Genomic DNA, 15,430 nt, shown 5'->3' with positions numbered 1-15,430 from the left:
AATATCCTATCAGGATTTTTTGGCGGAAACAACCGTATTTCAGCGATTCTTCTAAACTATTTGAAGATTTTCTGATGACAGCGGTTTCTTTTCTATTAAGGGAATAGTAGAATCGATTTTACTACTTAGAGGAGCAGGAGGATTGGATGATTTTCAAAAGGAGTTTGTTATTGCTCTTGCTGGTTTTGATGGGTTGTGAAAATGAAGAAACAGAACCGATGATGTTTAAGGGTGAAAATGAAAATTGGAAAACTGCCCTTGTCATGGAGCAGGAAGAGGAGGGTCACGTAAGGTACAAGGTTAATATAACGTATAAAAAGGATGATGAGCCTTATATTCAGAAATGGGTGGATGGGCAGGAAGTGGATTTGGACTTTTACATAAAAGGTTTAAGAAAGAAACCGAAGATGTATCATACCTCTATGTTCTACGGCAGTGAAGGGCATTGGGTAACTTTCGTTGATAATCAATCCGTAGCTGAACCCTTTAACAGAGAGGATGCGTTTGTTCTGACACTTAGGCTGGATGATAACGAAGAGGAAGTTACATTGCGCTTTGATGAGGATGGGACAGAAGACTTGGAAGAGATCGATGGCGATGTAATCGGAAATTCATTGAAAGAACCTCTGGATGAGGAAAAAGGTTAGGGTGAATGAAAAGAGTGACATCCGTCTGTGGATGTCACTCTTTTTACTATATTTCTAGGCTGATACTTTTATCTTGCGTATTTGATCATCCACCACTTGGATGATTTCGAATTGATAAAGCTTATGCATGAGTTTGGTACCTTCTTTTGCGTCTATGTTGTTCTTCAATATCCAACCGGAAATCGTATCGACGTCCCCATTTTCCAATTCAATATTAAAGTAATGATTGACATCTGCAATGGATAATTTTCCATCTACTACAAAGGTTCCATCTTCGTTATCAATGATCGTTTCATCTTCTTCATCGAATTCGTCCCCGATATCACCGACGATTTCCTCAACGATATCCTCGGCTGTTACGATTCCGGCTGTTCCACCATACTCATCTGTCAACACTACTAACTGTGTTTTTGCTTTCTGCATCCGTATGAGCAGGTCATGAATCGGAATGTTCTCAAATACTTTTTCCACAGGATGTACGAATGCTTCCAAGGATTCCAAGCCTGCCAGGTCCTGTTGAAAGAGCTCCTTGATGTGGAGGATACCGATGATGTGGTCTTTATCGCCTTTAACGACCGGGTATCTCGTATATTTTTCATTCCTGATGTGCATGATGGATTCCTGGATCGGGTCTTCAATATCGATCACAGAAATATCGGTGCGGGGCACCATGATTTCTTTAGCAAGACGCTCATCGAACTCGAAGATCCGATTGACATATTCATATTCAGATTTGTTGATTTCTCCTTTTTCATAGCTCTCTGAAAGGATATGACGTAGTTCTTCCTCTGAATGGACTTCATCGGATTCACTAGCTGTCTGATAACCGAACGTACGAATCAGTAAGTTAGCGGAACCGTTCAGCAACCAGATCAGCGGGTACATGATTTTACTATAGAGAACTAAAGGAGGAGTAAGCATCAATGTAATGGATTCTGCTTTTTGGATAGCCATTGTTTTCGGTGCTAATTCTCCTAATACTACATGTAAGAAAGTGATAATGAAAAACGCGATGGCAAAACTGATCGTGTGAGATAATCCAGAAGGCAAGTCAAATCCCGCAAGTAATGGATGAAGCAGTACCTCAAGGGTAGGTTCACCTAACCACCCCAATCCAAGGGCTGTGATTGTAATTCCTAATTGGCACGCAGACAAGTAGTAATCCAGGTTATTGGTTACCTTCAGTGCTGCTTTTGCCCGTTTGTTTCCCTCATTTGCTTTAGATTCCAACTTACTCTTTCTTACCTTTACAATCGCAAATTCGCTTGCAACAAAGAACGCTGTCAAAATGATCAACAGTGCCACTGCTGCAAGCTTAATCGACGTTTCCATAATTTATCCCCTTTGCAATTTTTTTAAAATGTTTTGTAATCATTCCATTAACTATCCACCAACACAATTACATCAGCCTGCTTACTCCTTTCTCATTGGTTTATTTTTCGATAAGTTTTCGAGAAAAGCAAAAAACCTTTACCAAGTACGATTGGTAAAGGTCTGTACATTAAAGTATGACTACCTTTACCATAGTGGCAAAGGTCTCGCAAACAACATGAAGTTGCCAGTTTAGCCGGTGATCTTCTGAATGAGACCACGTATTGTCGACGTCACTGTAAGCTACTCCCCTTTGGAGTATATCTTATTCTTAATCATCACAGTCTATACTCTTGACTGTAAAATCATCTTATCCTACTTACCAAATACCGTCAATACATCCATCCGATAGTTGTGATTCTTTTTGAAAATGTTAGAATTTTTTTAGTATTGCTGAACAATAAATGAAGTTATGATGGGGGTGAGTACATGGAATATAAAGTACAGACTATAAAAGGTTACACACCACAGATCGGACAACTGGTAACCCAGATGAATTACGCACGAAAAACGACACTAGATGCAGTAAGAGGATTGACTCCGGAACAACTGGATTATCTTCCTGGTGAAAATGCCAATAGTATCGGGGCATTACTCCTACATATGGCAGCTGTCGAAAAAGGGTTTCAAATCGAATTTTTTGATGGCAGGAGACCGAATGAACAGGAAATGGCGGAGTGGGGAGCAGCCTATGCACTCGGGGACCAGGGGAGAAAAGAAATCAAAGGGCGGCCGTTGGAATTTTACCTTTCAAAGCTTGAAGAGGTAAGGGGACGGACGTTGCGGAAGTTCGCTGGATTTGAAGATGATTGGTTGTACGAAGATTGTATGTGGGCGGACCAGCCTTCCAATCACTATTTCATCTGGTTTCATGTATTTGAGGATGAAATCAATCACCGTGGGCAAATCCGGATCATCCGAAAAATGCTCGACGAGAATGCTGGAATGGAGCGATGACATGAACATTAGGAGAATAGGAGCTGTCTGCAAGGTAAATCACGATGGATATCTCGTAAACGAATCCAGCTGGGAAAAGATCGATGTAAGATTCAAAGAAGCAGTAACCTTTGTGGTAGATGAAATTATAGCTGCTTTTTCCAAGGAGATTCATAGCATTTATCTGCGTGGATCTCTACCGAGAGGGCTGGCGATCGAAGGTGTTTCGGATATCGATCTGCTCATTGTAACGCATACTCCATTGGGTGCTGATGAGCTCGAGAGACTCTATTCACTTGAAGAGAAGCTCACGGAACGCTTTTCTTTTGTAAATGGGGTGGAAGCAGGAGTCTTTCCTTTAGGGGAGGTTGCTGACAGAAGTCGATTCCATATCATCCCGTTCATGATCAAGACCTATAGCGTCTGCCTATATGGAGAAAACCTGCAGGGGACGCTGCCGGATTATAAGCCCGATGAGAAGCTGGCGAACGCACATATCGTCCAGTTGAAAAGTCAAATCCAGCAGGCAAAAGAAGACCTTGTCGATAACGAGGACCTGGAGGATATAGCGGATTGTTGCACGTGGATCATGAAAATCATCGTCAGGTGCGGATTTGCCTTCGTTTTAATTGACGAACAAACCTATACAAGGGATTTATATCCGGCATATGAGCGATTTTCCCAGTACTACCCTCATCAGCAGAAAAAGATGAGACAAGCGTTGGTGTATGCCATTAATCCCACTTCAAATGCTGGGGAAATCCTCTCTTTTTTGGATGAATTCGGAGATTGGATGATAGGAGAGGCAGAAGTTTGGCTGAATAAACATAACCCTGAAAAAGTTGACCATCTTCCTTTATGAATAAAGGTTAGATGCCTACACATCGTACTATACTGATAGAGGAGAGGAGGGACGGTATGAATGAAGAGATGAAGCGCTATTTCGAGGAGCTCGAATCGAAGGATAAAACAAGTCAGTACGAAGCCTATCAACATATAATGGCGGAAACCGAACAGGAAGTAGATTGGGCGTACGAGGTGTGGGACGATTTGAAGGCAGACCTCACCCATAAGGATGCACACCGGCGATCACGAGCGGCACAGTTTCTTGCTCAGCTTGCGATCAGTGATCCAGAGAATCGGATGCTTCATGATTTTCCCGATGTGTGGGAAGTGACGTTCGATTCGAAATTCGTTACAGCAAGGCACAGCCTGCAGGCTATTTGGCGAGTCGGGCTGGCCGGACCTGAACATAAACAGCTGGTAATGGATCATCTTACCAACCGATTTGAAAATTGTCAGGATGAAAAGAATTACACGCTGATCCGCTTCGATATCATGGAAGGGATGCGTAGTCTCTATGATTACCTCGAGGATCCGGAAATCAAGCGCACAGCTTTGGACTTGATCGAAAAAGAACAGGATGCGAAATACCGTAAGAAATATGCATCCGTTTGGTAAACGAAAAAGCAGCCAGTGACGGCTGCTTTTTACATGGCTTGAAAGACGTAATACATCATGCTTCCAATGTAATTTCCGATGATATAGCCCAATGTTCCGACGAGCATGATCGGGACAATCAACTTCGTCCAGCCTTTGGCGATTGCGAATGCTGCGGCAGTAGTCGGGCCGCCGACATTGGCGTTACTGGCGACAATCATTTCTTCGAGGCTGAACTTGAACACACGCCCGACACTGAAGGTGACAAGCATGTTGAACAGCACAATGATACCAACGAATACCACAAGTAATGGTGCATTGTTGATCAGCAATGGAATCGATGCCGGCACCCCGATGACGACGAAGAAGATGTAGATCAGGTAAGTACCAAGCTCCTGTGCGCCATTGATTTTTTCAAAAAATCCACTGAAGAAGGTGACTGCAAGGACTGTCACGGTCGTGAGCATCAGGTAGCCATCCCCGAACAGGCCATTCAGCAGGTTCAGCACTACATTCACATCATCTCCTGAAGGAATGAGTCCATCGATCCATTCCGCCAGCTTGAAAGAAACGCCTACCAATACGAACGCGCTTCCGCTAGCAAGGGCGATATCCTTCAAGGAAATATCCTTCCGTTTCCAATAGCTTGAAGCAGTATTCTCTTCTCCTGATCCTGCATTTTTCTCCAGGTCATCAATGTATGGCGTGCGGTAATTTTTTCTGAAAAAGCTGAGCGTCGGCATTAGAATCAGCACGAAGAAGTAGAGTGCCATCAAAAGGTTGTCTGCTACGATCGCAGATGCTGCGAGCTCCCCGGGCGGATTCAGTTTCCCTGATAATGCAGCGAAGTTCACGCCGCCACCTATGTAAGAGCCAGTTTCCATCGCTCCGATTTTGTCCAGATGAGGGATTGAATCTTTCATCAGGAAGAATGCGAGATACGCACCGATTACCGTTCCGGCCGCACTGATCAGAAAGATGAACAGCATCCGTCCACTTTCGTTCAGTACCTTTTTCAAATTGGCCTGGAACAACAAGAGCGGGATTGCTAACGGGATAACATACGTCCACACCGCATCATAGGCGGGGGCGGCTGTCGGAATCACTTTCAAGTTTGCTAGTATCAAAGCCCCAAGCAAAGCGATGATCGCACCTGTAAGCTTCGACGCCCATTTATATTTCTGTTCCAGGTAGATGCTGACAGCAGCCCATCCAGCAAGAAAGGCCCATAACAACCACGTGTCATCTGCCTGGATCAACGTGTTCTCCATGTAGTTTCCTCCTTTTTATGTAAACGATTTCCTCTATTAAAACATACATCCGATAAATTCTACCATTTTAAGAGCGTCATAGATGAAATTGAGGAATTCGAAGTGGTGGGATAAATGTACTGGTTAGGACAAAAAGAATAAGCTGCTGGTTACCATTTGGAACTTTTTACCTAATGCGTGGTAGAGTCTTTATGCTTACCATTTCCTACCAACGAACGAATTTAATCTGAATATTCAGATAAATAGAGGTAATTTATCAAAAATATAGTATTTTTTGGTAGATTGCCAATTTTTATGGAGGTGGGGAATGTTGAGAAAAAGAAGATTGCAGAGGAATTTCGCAATCTTTGCCATTTTTTTGATGCTCCTTTCGATTTCTGTCCCTCCTTCTGTTGTTTATGCGACAGAGGGACAGCCGGAAACGAAGGAAGAGAAGCTCGAACTGGAGAAGCAGCTTGAGCAGCAGGCAGAGAGTGGTGAAGCAGAAGCGGATCCAGCAGTGGCGGAGGATGAATTGGAAAACATGCTCTCCGGGCTTGGAATCGAACAGCCGGAACAGCAGAAGTCCAAGGAATCTGCCAAGCAGGAAAAGGTAGAAGCTGAAGTTAAAACCATATTGAAAAAGAAAGAAAAAGTGGATGTCATCATCCGCATGAAGGATAAGCCGGAACTGGACAAGCTCTATCCTCAAACGAAAAGTTTGCAGAAGCGGAGCGAGAAGCTTGCTTTCGTAAAAGAGAAGCTTGAGGATAAAGCAGAGAAAAGTCAGTCAGGACTCGACAAAGCATTAGCAGCGCTCGAAAAAGATGGGAAAGCGGAAAAGAAAAGTACGCTTTGGATCATCAACGGTGCTGCAGCAACAGTCGACCAGGATGCATTGAACGAACTCGAACAGCGTGAAGATATTGAGAGCATCACGCTTGATGAAGTGATCGAGCTTCCTGAAATCACGGTAGAAGAATCAGGTCCGAGGCTCCCGGAATGGGGTCTTGAGAAAATTTATGCAACGAAAGTATGGGGAGAGTACGGACTGCAGGGAGACGGTATCGTAGTAGGTATCATGGACTCCGGTGTGGACGCTACCCATGAAGCATTGAAGGACAATTATCGTGGGAAAGACGGTGCACATCAGTTTTCGTGGATCGATGTGTCCGGACAGGATTATGAAACACCGAAAGACGGAAATGGACACGGGACGCACGTTGCTGGAACGGTACTAGGCGGTGGCAGTGGAAAGCCGATCGGTGTCGCTCCGGAAGCGGAATGGATTGCCGCTAAGATCTTTGATGATATCGGCAGGGCATCCACTTCTGGTATCCATGAAGCATTCCAATGGTTCATGGCACCTGGTGGAGATCCGTCAAAGGCACCACATGTTGTAAACAATTCCTGGGGGAACTCGAATACATACAGCATGGAATTCTATGATGATGTAAAAGCATGGGTCTCTGCAGGAATCTTCCCGGTTTTCTCCGCAGGGAATGATGGACCAGGTACAGAGACCATCGGTGCACCGGGAAGTTTTCCAGCTTCCTTTACCGTTGGTGCGACCGATCGTTTTGATCAGATCGCTCCGTTTTCAAGTCGTGGCCCTGTCTACTGGCCGGATGAAAATGGAGAAACGAAGCAGATGATCAAACCTGATATCGTAGCTCCAGGACATGAAATCTATTCAGCGATGTCCTCGCAAATCGGTAATGAAAAATACTTCACCTTGAGCGGAACATCGATGGCAGCACCGCACGTTACAGGTGCAGTCGCGCTGTTGTATCAATCGAACCCTGACTTGGACATCGATGAAGTGAAGCAGCTGCTCCTGAATACGGCGAGGCAAGACACGTACATGGGTGAACTGCCGAACAGCGTGTATGGAAAGGGTATCATCAACATTTATCAGGCAGTGACCGAAACCGCCTATGCGGGCGAATTGACTGGTGTGTTGAAAAATGAGGAAGGTGAGCCGATCGAAGGGACACTTTCTCTTGATGACATGGAATACAAGATTCCGGCAGATGGGGCGTTTTCCTTTAAAGTGAAAGAAGGAACGTATGATGCAGTGGTCGAGTCGTTCGGCTATGAAGACCTCGAAGTAGAGGTAGAAGTGACTCAAGGGGAAACGACTTCAGTAGAGTGGACGTTACAGAAGTCTGCTGCTTATGAAGTCACTGGACAAGTGGTCGACCAGGATGGCAATCCTGTCGCATATGCATACTTACGTGTGAAAGATACCCCATTGCCAGTAAGCAGGACTAATGCGGATGGTGAATTTTCGCTAGGTGAGGTCCCAGTAGGCACCTACGAGATTCAGGTGACCGGCAGTGGCATAGAGGGGGTCACATCAGAAGTTGCAGTCGATGGCGAAAAGCAGCTGACGATTGAAGTAGTTCGGAAAGATGCTGCTTCCTCTTCAGCGATGTGGGAGACTGCGAATAACAATGCTGCTCGTAATGCAGTATCCCCACATTCAATTGATCTGGATGCGCTCAATGATGCGTGGACGTATGAATCCGGTTCAAAGGGACCGCTCCTTTTCACTACGCCTGCAGCAAATAATGAGCAGATTGTTGCAGTCACCGAATATGGCTGGGTCGTTTCATTAGATACCCAGACAGGGGAAGAAATGTGGGCAGTCCGCTTGGGCAATGACAATCGTTCCACACCTACGCTTGCAGATGGCAAAGTATTTGTATCTGGAGGCGCGGATGGGAACATTCATGCACTTGATGCAACAAATGGCCGCGTGCTGTGGAGTACGGATGTCGGCAGTCCTGCAATCTATGAAGCCCCGGTTCTCAAGGATGGAAAACTTTATGTATCCTCCGGTCTTGATGGAAATGCCAAGCTGACAGCGCTAGACGCAGCATCAGGCGATGAATTATGGAATGTGCCATTGGAAGCGCCGACCTATGCAGGTCCTACTCTAGGGGATGGCATGCTGTTTGTTGGAAGTTTCAATAACGAGAAGCTTCGTGCTTTCAGTATGGAAGATGGTACAGAAGTGTGGAGCAAGACGATGGAAGGAGAAGGATTCCTTTCAAAAACGGTTTATCACGAAGGGACGTTGTATGCCTCTGCATCCAGCACGACGATGGATGACGGGACCCTGTATGCATTCGATGCCGCAACCGGCGACGAATTATGGCGTGCTGCCGATGTAGGGGATAGCCAGGCTGCATCACCGATCGTTTATGAAAACATGGTGATTGCAACGTCTGCATCGGAGCCGTTATTACGGGCGTTCGATAAACAGACTGGTGAACTTGTATGGACGAATACAGAAGTAGGAGCAAGCTATAATAACGGCTCCATTTCCGCAAACGGAATTTTATTCTATGCCGGGAAAGATGGAAAGTTCTCAGGTCTGGATGTGTACACGGGTGAGGTGCTCACATCATACACCTTGCCGGTTTACAGCACTTCCAACCTTCCGATTCTATCCGGACAGGTCGTTGTCCCATATCGTGCTGGTATCCAGAGCTACATGGCACCAGGTATCATGACCGGTACAGTGACGGATGCTGATGGTAATGGACTGGATGCAGTGCTGTCGATTGAAGAGACAGGTTATGAGGTGACAGCAGCTGAAGATGGAACGTACACGATTAACCATGAGCCTGGCGAATACACGGTGAAAGTCAGTGAGTATGGTTATAAGCAGGAGGAAACAACTGTTGAATTTGTCTCCGGATTCAGCAGGGCACAGGACTTTACGTTGGAAGCAGCGGAGGAAGGCGCGTTGCAGGTGGAAGTCACAGATGCTCGAACCGGGGAAGCACTTGAAGGAGTTTCCGTAGAAGTCAACGGTACCCCTGTCCAAGGAACAACAGATGATCAAGGGTTGTTTACTGAAGAAAACGTTTATGAAGGAACGTTTGGAATTTCGTTGACGCTTGATGGCTATGTAGCGTTGTCCGAAGAACTTACCGTCGTAGCGGGAGAAACGACAACAGTAAGTTATTCGATGCAGCCGATCGATGTGGCAGTGTTGGATGATTACGAATCAGAAGTCACGAAGTTCTTACAGCTTAACGGTGTTACCGCTGAAGAGCGGGAGTGGGATATCGTTGAGGATATCGACCGTTATCAAATGGTTTATTTGAATGGAGCGTATAGGACAGGTGGCGTTCAGCCTACGAAAGAGCAAGTCGATGCATTGATCGCTGCTGCTGAAGAACATGGTGTCAGCCTGATCTTCACCGATCAATGGGGTGGGTCATACGGATCGATTGAACATCTATATGATTTTTATGAAAACCCGAAAAAATTCGGAGAGCATTCAGGCGATGGTACGGTAAGGCTTGAAGTTGAAACCGTTCATCCGATTTTTGAAGGCTGGGAAATCGGTGACAGGCTTGATCTGTATGATCGTGATGGCTATTTTGCCTGGTTCAATCAGTATGATGGCAGTGCACTTGCGAAAATCGGGAGCACAGAAGCAGGCTATCTTGGAACAGGTGTAGCCTATAAAGCTGTAGCTGAAGACAGTGCCCACATGCTGCTTGCAGCACACGGAGCAGCTCCATGGGTTTCGCCGCTGCAAGGATGGAAGCAGGACCAGCAGCAGTTGCTTCTGAATACAGTCGATTACTTGAGAGATGTAGCTTTCGGTCTAGTCGATGGGACAGTGGTCGATGCTGGTGGAGAACCGATCGATGCCACGATCGAAGTGCTTGAGACAGGAACGAAAGTGGAAACCTCTGAAGGAGCGTTCGAGTTTTTCCACGACTTAGGTACGTACACGCTTGAAGTCCGTGCAGCAGGCTTTGCGACGAAGACTGTGGAGATCGAAGTGGGCTCGGAAAACGATGCGCTATCGATTGAAATGGAGCGGACCGATGGTGGCACGGTGGCCGGGCTTGTCAGTGATTCAGTGACGGGTGAACCGCTTGAGGGTGCTGCTGTGAAGGTACTTAATTTGGATGGAGAAGTAGTAAAGGAAACGACGACTTCTTCCAATGGCAGATACGAAGTCGCTGGTCTCGCTGAAGCGGTCCATGTACTGCAAGTTTCAATGGATGGATACATTAGTGAGGAAAAAGAAATCGACGTCGCTCGGATCAAAGGGGATCAGAATGTTGAGCTGTATCCTGTTCCAGCTGTAGCAGTCGTCGGTGATGATTACAACGATTCACGTAATTTCCGGTCGGTGATGGCAGATGCCGGCATTGAAGCGGTAGAAGTGGATGAAGAAGAAATTGCCGGACAAATCGGTGAGTACGATGTTGTTTTCGTAAATGATCCGAGTACGGTTTATTTTAAAAAGGAACAGTTCGAGGCCATGATGGCTGAGGCAGACAAGCAGAAGACGAGTGTGATTTTCGGGGACACGTATTACAGTGGTTCCGGAATCAACCATCTCGTCAAGCATCGTCAGGATCCTGAAAATCGTACTACACTCAGAGATCGCTCCAAACTCACCGAATATGTGGTGACAGAAGCGCATCCGATTTTTGACGGGGTCGCTGAAGGGGAGACGATTGAAATTCTGAAGCCGGATGGTGGCTCGATTGCTGCGTTTGATGGATACAGCGGCAAACCGCTTGCTGACATCCAGCAGGAAGGAATGGAAGAGCCGCTCGGCACAGGAATCGCTTATAAAGCAAGGACCGGTGAAAGTCTGGAGCTTTTGATGAGCGGTCATGGATATTCATTTATCAGGAACAAAGAAGACTATACTGAAGCGGGGAATAATCTGATCGTCAATGCCGTGCTTTGGGCAGCCAATGCAGAATTTGCAACGGTGAGCGGAACCGTTGTGAACGATGAAGGCGAGCCTTTGGAAGCTACGGTCAAAGTGGTCGGTGAAGAAGTGGAAAAAGAAACCGATCCTGAAACAGGTGCATTTGAAATTGCGCTTGATGAAGGAACCTACGAGCTTGAGATTCATTCCTATGGTTACGAAACGAAAACGATCACGCTCGAATCTACCATGGGAAGTGAGACGCAGACGATTGAAGTCGACGTAGCCGAAGACGCTGGCTCACTATCCGGAGTCGTGGAAAATGAGCGTGACGGAAATGCAGTGGAAGGTGTAGCGGTTACGCTAGAAGGCACACCGCGTGAAGCGGTCACCACCACACAGGGTACATTTGAATTGGAACACCTCTTGCCTGGAGACTACACTTTGTCTCTGGAAAAAGAAGGATTTGTTGATAAAAAGGTTGAGGTGAGCCTTTCCGCCAATGAGGAAGTTACGCTGAATCTGACGATGAAGCCTTCTCCTCTCGTAGGTGTCATCGGGGAAGTCAATTCATCCAGCTACGTTTCGGTTAAAGAATACCTTCGTGACAAAGGTTATCAAGCCGAAGACATGACCTATACGGATCTTGATAAGCTGGAAGAAGTCGATCTTGTTTTTGCCAATAACGATTATGATCGTGATGCAGAACCGTCGAAACAGGAGTTGGATGCGTTTATTCAAGCCCTGGATGAAACGAAAACTTCAATCATTTGGACTGGTCAGCATGGCGGCAGGGGAGCAATCGATTTCCTATCCGATTTCTACAATGATCCGGATGCAGTGTTCAGCGGAAGTGATGCAGGTGCAAGTGCGACTGTGACGAAAGCACATCCGTTGACGGAAGGTTTGGATCCGGAAACGACTTTCGATGTCGAATCGAAATACAATTACTATTACGGCTTCGATGGCTATTCCGGTGAAACCGTAGTGGACATGACGCATGAAGCGAATGGAGAGAGTGGAAGCATGGTCGCGTTCAAAGGACGCACCACAGAATCCGTTGAAGTGCTGATGGCGAACTTCACCTTCAGCAGTGTCTTCCACCCAGGTGATTATTTTGATGAAAACAGAGAGAAGCTGTTGCAGAATGCACTGGAATGGACAACGAGTGATCGTGAACCATTGGTAGGCGAACTGCATGGCAAAGTAGAAAACGAGCAGGGTATGGCAGTGAAAGCTGCAATTACTGTGGAAGAGACTGGGGATACGATAGATACGAATGACGAAGGTGAATTTTTCGTAGGGTTGGAAGCGGGAACGTACCAGCTGAGTGTGGAAGCATTCGGCCATGTGGATCAGACCTTTGAGGTCACGATTGAAAATGGTCAAGTGCTCAATGAAACCTTCACGCTTCAGACCGATAACGCCGGAACGATTACTGGTACAGTGATCGACAGTCAGACGAATGCACCTATTGAAGGAGCCGGTGTTCAGCTGGTAGGCACGCCATTAGAAGTGACCACCGATGAAAACGGCAGTTATGAACTGGTGGCACCGGAAGGACAATATGAACTTCGGGTTGTTGCAGAAGGCTATGCGCCTAGAGGATCTTCCGTGGATGTTACAGCTGGCGAGACAATCGAGGTGAACGTGACACTCGTTCAGGCACAGAAGATTGCTGTACTTGCTAACAGTTATCAGCAGGACAGAATCATGCCGTTCCTGGAATCGAATGGATACGATGTCGATTTTTATGACTATCGTGATCACCAGGAACTCGATGGAGCACTTGCCAATTATGAACTCGTCATTTTGAATGACACATCTTCAAGTATGAGTGACGAGCAATTCGGAGCTTTCATTGAAAAGGCAGATGCCAATGAAGTGAGCCTGATATTCCCTGGGCAATATAGCTTCGGAACATTGGGTGACTTGTCAGATGTTACAGGAGACCCAGAGGATGCTATTGGAGGATTTGCACCGGATAGCATCAAGTTGAAAGTCGAATCGAACCACCCGATTTTGAAAGGGTACAACGTCGGGGATGAAGTGGAGATTTTGACGAGACCGAACAGTAACGCTCAATACGGGGTGTATGAAAATTACAGTGGAACGACGATCGCGAGCCTGACCAATGATGAGGTTGGCCCGCTTGGAGACAGTATCGGTTTCAATTACAGTTCTGCGAATAGTGTTCATGTACTATTATCGACGCTTCATATCGGTGGATATGGGAACCCGAATGAACGCTGGACCGAGGATACAGAGCAGATCTACTTGAACGCACTGGATTTTGCAATGACTGCAAGTCTGGGTGAGATTACAGGAACCGTCACGGATGAAGCTGGCGAGCCTGTGGTTGGAGCGCAAGTGACTCTTGAAGGACAGAACAAACAGACGACGACCGACGTGAACGGAAATTACCGATTCGGTGTCGGTGTCGGAGAGTATGAAGTGAGCGTATTGGCTCGAGGTTACGAAGCAGCAAGTAAGACTGTCGAGGTAGCAGAACTCGGAGATGCTGTTGTCGCCGACTTCACCCTTGCTGAAATCGAAGGTGTAAGTCTGGCTGGCGTAGTGACCGATCGAGAGACGGGAGAGCCAGTGTCTGACGCTACGGTTACCCTGACTCCGGTCGAAAATGAAAACTTCAAGGAAGAAGTAATGACTGGGGAAGATGGCGCATACGCATTTGATCAACTGCTGCCAGGCGACTATAAGCTGAAAGTGGAAGCGGAAGGCTATGTCTCAGCAACGGTTGATGTGAATGTGGAGGATGAAAATATTGTTTTGGACGTGCATCTTGATGATTATCAAGTGGCCGTCGTAGGTGATGTGGATGGTAGTATTGTAGAGTTGTTGATGGAAAATGACTTGCTTGCAGAAGAACGCGACTGGGATGTCGCTGCTGATGTAGCCGACTATGAGCTGGTCCTGATCAATAGCGGAGACGGCTCTGTGGAGCAGGTCGAGCAGTTGATTGCAGCAAGCGATGAACACCATGTCAGCACCGTATTTGTTGGGACGTGGGGAGCAGAAGAAGGCTCGGTGCATTTGTTGAGGGAAGTTGAGGGATATCCTGAAATGGGAGCACAAGGCTATGACGAAGGAGCCGTTTTCGTAGATTATCTAGCTGATCACCCGATGTTTGAAGGGGTGGCTTCAGATGAGAACGGGCAGGTTCGGATTTTGGCAGAGCGTAGCCCGTATGCAACATTTGAGGGGTACCCTGGTAAAGTGCTGAGCAACCTTTACGTTGACGGCGAAGATAAAGGAGCTTCGGTTGGATACCAGTTCCGAAGTGCCGACCACATGCAACTTGTCCTTTCGTCCTACGCAGTCAATAACATGATCGGTCCGGATTACGGATGGACTGCAGAAGGAAAGCAGCTGTTTGTAAACGCGCTCGAATGGGCGATCGATGCAGAACAGACTGCACCAGAAGCACCTGTCTGGGATGACATGGACCGCGTCGTTAAACGACCAGTTGTCGTGAGTGGTACAGCGGAAGCTGGAACTATGGTGACCATTAAGGAAGGTTCGGACGAGCTTGCTCAAGTTGAAGTTGGTGAGGACGGTACGTTTGAAGCAGAACTTGAGCTTGCTAATGGTAAGCATAAGCTGGTTGCTGTCGCAGCGAATTTTGCAGGTGAAGCAGAAAGCGACGTGCTTGAGATTGTTGTGGCTGGGAAGCCTAGTAATCCTGGTAAGCCAGGTAAGACCGCTGATTCAAGTGAAGATCCAGATAAGGCAGGAAACACCGACGATCTGCAGGCAGAGGTCATTAATGAAGGCGTACAGCTTTCATGGGAGGACCTTGGAGAGGAATTTTATCAAGTCTTCCGCGGTGATGAAAAGCTTGCGGAAGTAGATGAGGGTAGCTTCCTCGATGCTGATGTCGAGTCTGGCGAGACTTATGTTTATCGAGTGAAAGGTAAAGAGCACTCTTGGCAGTTGGAAGTGACAATACCTTAATAAGAAATTCAGCCCCAGGCATCGCGCCTGGGGCTGAATTTTTTATTTTGAATAGTAAATGGGTCTGTTTAATTAGAAAAGGTAGAGGTTTGATTAGTTTTGCTAATGTT

Annotated in this window: 7 protein-coding genes; 5 read left to right on the top strand and 2 right to left on the bottom strand. The window is 46.6% G+C overall.

Annotated features, from left to right (window positions below; translation table 11 throughout):
• The first annotated feature begins 146 nt into the window (after window positions 1-146).
• Window positions 147-647, top strand: a complete 501-nt coding sequence (locus tag ACFQ2J_RS17105) for a hypothetical protein (protein ID WP_386063430.1) — start codon at window positions 147-149, stop codon at window positions 645-647.
• A 54-nt stretch (window positions 648-701) separates the two neighbouring features.
• On the opposite strand, the gene ACFQ2J_RS17100 is transcribed toward ACFQ2J_RS17105, so the two are convergent.
• A complete protein-coding gene (locus tag ACFQ2J_RS17100) occupies window positions 702-1,979 on the bottom strand; it encodes a hemolysin family protein (protein WP_386063427.1) in 1,278 nt (425 codons plus the stop codon).
• Window positions 1,980-2,447: 468 nt separating this feature from the next.
• On the opposite strand from ACFQ2J_RS17100, the gene ACFQ2J_RS17095 reads away from it, so the two are divergent.
• From ACFQ2J_RS17095 to ACFQ2J_RS17085, 3 genes are read left to right on the top strand one after another with little or no spacing between them, the layout of a single operon-like run.
• Entirely contained in the window at window positions 2,448-2,975 is a 528-nt protein-coding gene (locus ACFQ2J_RS17095; protein ID WP_386063424.1) for a DinB family protein, read from the top strand.
• A gap of 1 nt (window position 2,976) precedes the next feature.
• Window positions 2,977-3,816 carry a nucleotidyltransferase domain-containing protein gene (locus ACFQ2J_RS17090; RefSeq protein ID WP_386063421.1) on the top strand — a complete coding sequence of 280 codons (840 nt, stop codon included), beginning with the start codon at window positions 2,977-2,979 and terminating at the stop codon, window positions 3,814-3,816.
• Window positions 3,817-3,872: 56 nt separating this feature from the next.
• The gene (locus ACFQ2J_RS17085) at window positions 3,873-4,415 is read left to right on the top strand and encodes a hypothetical protein (protein ID WP_386063418.1); all 543 of its coding nucleotides are present in this window, start codon (window positions 3,873-3,875) and stop codon (window positions 4,413-4,415) included.
• A gap of 29 nt (window positions 4,416-4,444) precedes the next feature.
• On the opposite strand, the gene ACFQ2J_RS17080 is transcribed toward ACFQ2J_RS17085, so the two are convergent.
• On the bottom strand, window positions 4,445-5,665 hold the full coding sequence (locus ACFQ2J_RS17080) for a DUF819 family protein (RefSeq protein WP_386063416.1): 1,221 nt from the start codon (window positions 5,663-5,665) through the stop codon (window positions 4,445-4,447).
• 307 nt (window positions 5,666-5,972) lie between these two features.
• Between ACFQ2J_RS17080 and ACFQ2J_RS17075 the strand changes: the two genes are divergently transcribed.
• Window positions 5,973-15,320 carry a carboxypeptidase regulatory-like domain-containing protein gene (locus ACFQ2J_RS17075; RefSeq protein ID WP_386063413.1) on the top strand — a complete coding sequence of 3,116 codons (9,348 nt, stop codon included), beginning with the start codon at window positions 5,973-5,975 and terminating at the stop codon, window positions 15,318-15,320.
• The last annotated feature ends 110 nt before the right edge of the window (window positions 15,321-15,430 follow it).

This window comes from Thalassobacillus hwangdonensis (assembly GCF_042675915.1).
Lineage (GTDB): Bacteria > Bacillota > Bacilli > Bacillales > Halobacillaceae > Thalassobacillus_A > Thalassobacillus_A hwangdonensis.
Note: the sequence above shows the minus strand (reverse complement) of the source record. Positions and strands in the feature narration are given on the sequence as shown.

Bases quoted from the DNA above. Each gene is read 5' to 3' on its own strand.
- ACFQ2J_RS17105 (WP_386063430.1), top strand. From the start codon at position 147: ATGATTTTCAAAAGGAGTTTGTTATTGCTCTTGCTGGTTTTGATGGGT.
- ACFQ2J_RS17100 (WP_386063427.1), bottom strand. From the start codon at position 1,979: ATGGAAACGTCGATTAAGCTTGCAGCAGTGGCACTGTTGATCATTTTG.
- ACFQ2J_RS17095 (WP_386063424.1), top strand. From the start codon at position 2,448: ATGGAATATAAAGTACAGACTATAAAAGGTTACACACCACAGATCGGA.
- ACFQ2J_RS17090 (WP_386063421.1), top strand. From the start codon at position 2,977: ATGAACATTAGGAGAATAGGAGCTGTCTGCAAGGTAAATCACGATGGA.
- ACFQ2J_RS17085 (WP_386063418.1), top strand. From the start codon at position 3,873: ATGAATGAAGAGATGAAGCGCTATTTCGAGGAGCTCGAATCGAAGGAT.
- ACFQ2J_RS17080 (WP_386063416.1), bottom strand. From the start codon at position 5,665: ATGGAGAACACGTTGATCCAGGCAGATGACACGTGGTTGTTATGGGCC.
- ACFQ2J_RS17075 (WP_386063413.1), top strand. From the start codon at position 5,973: ATGTTGAGAAAAAGAAGATTGCAGAGGAATTTCGCAATCTTTGCCATT.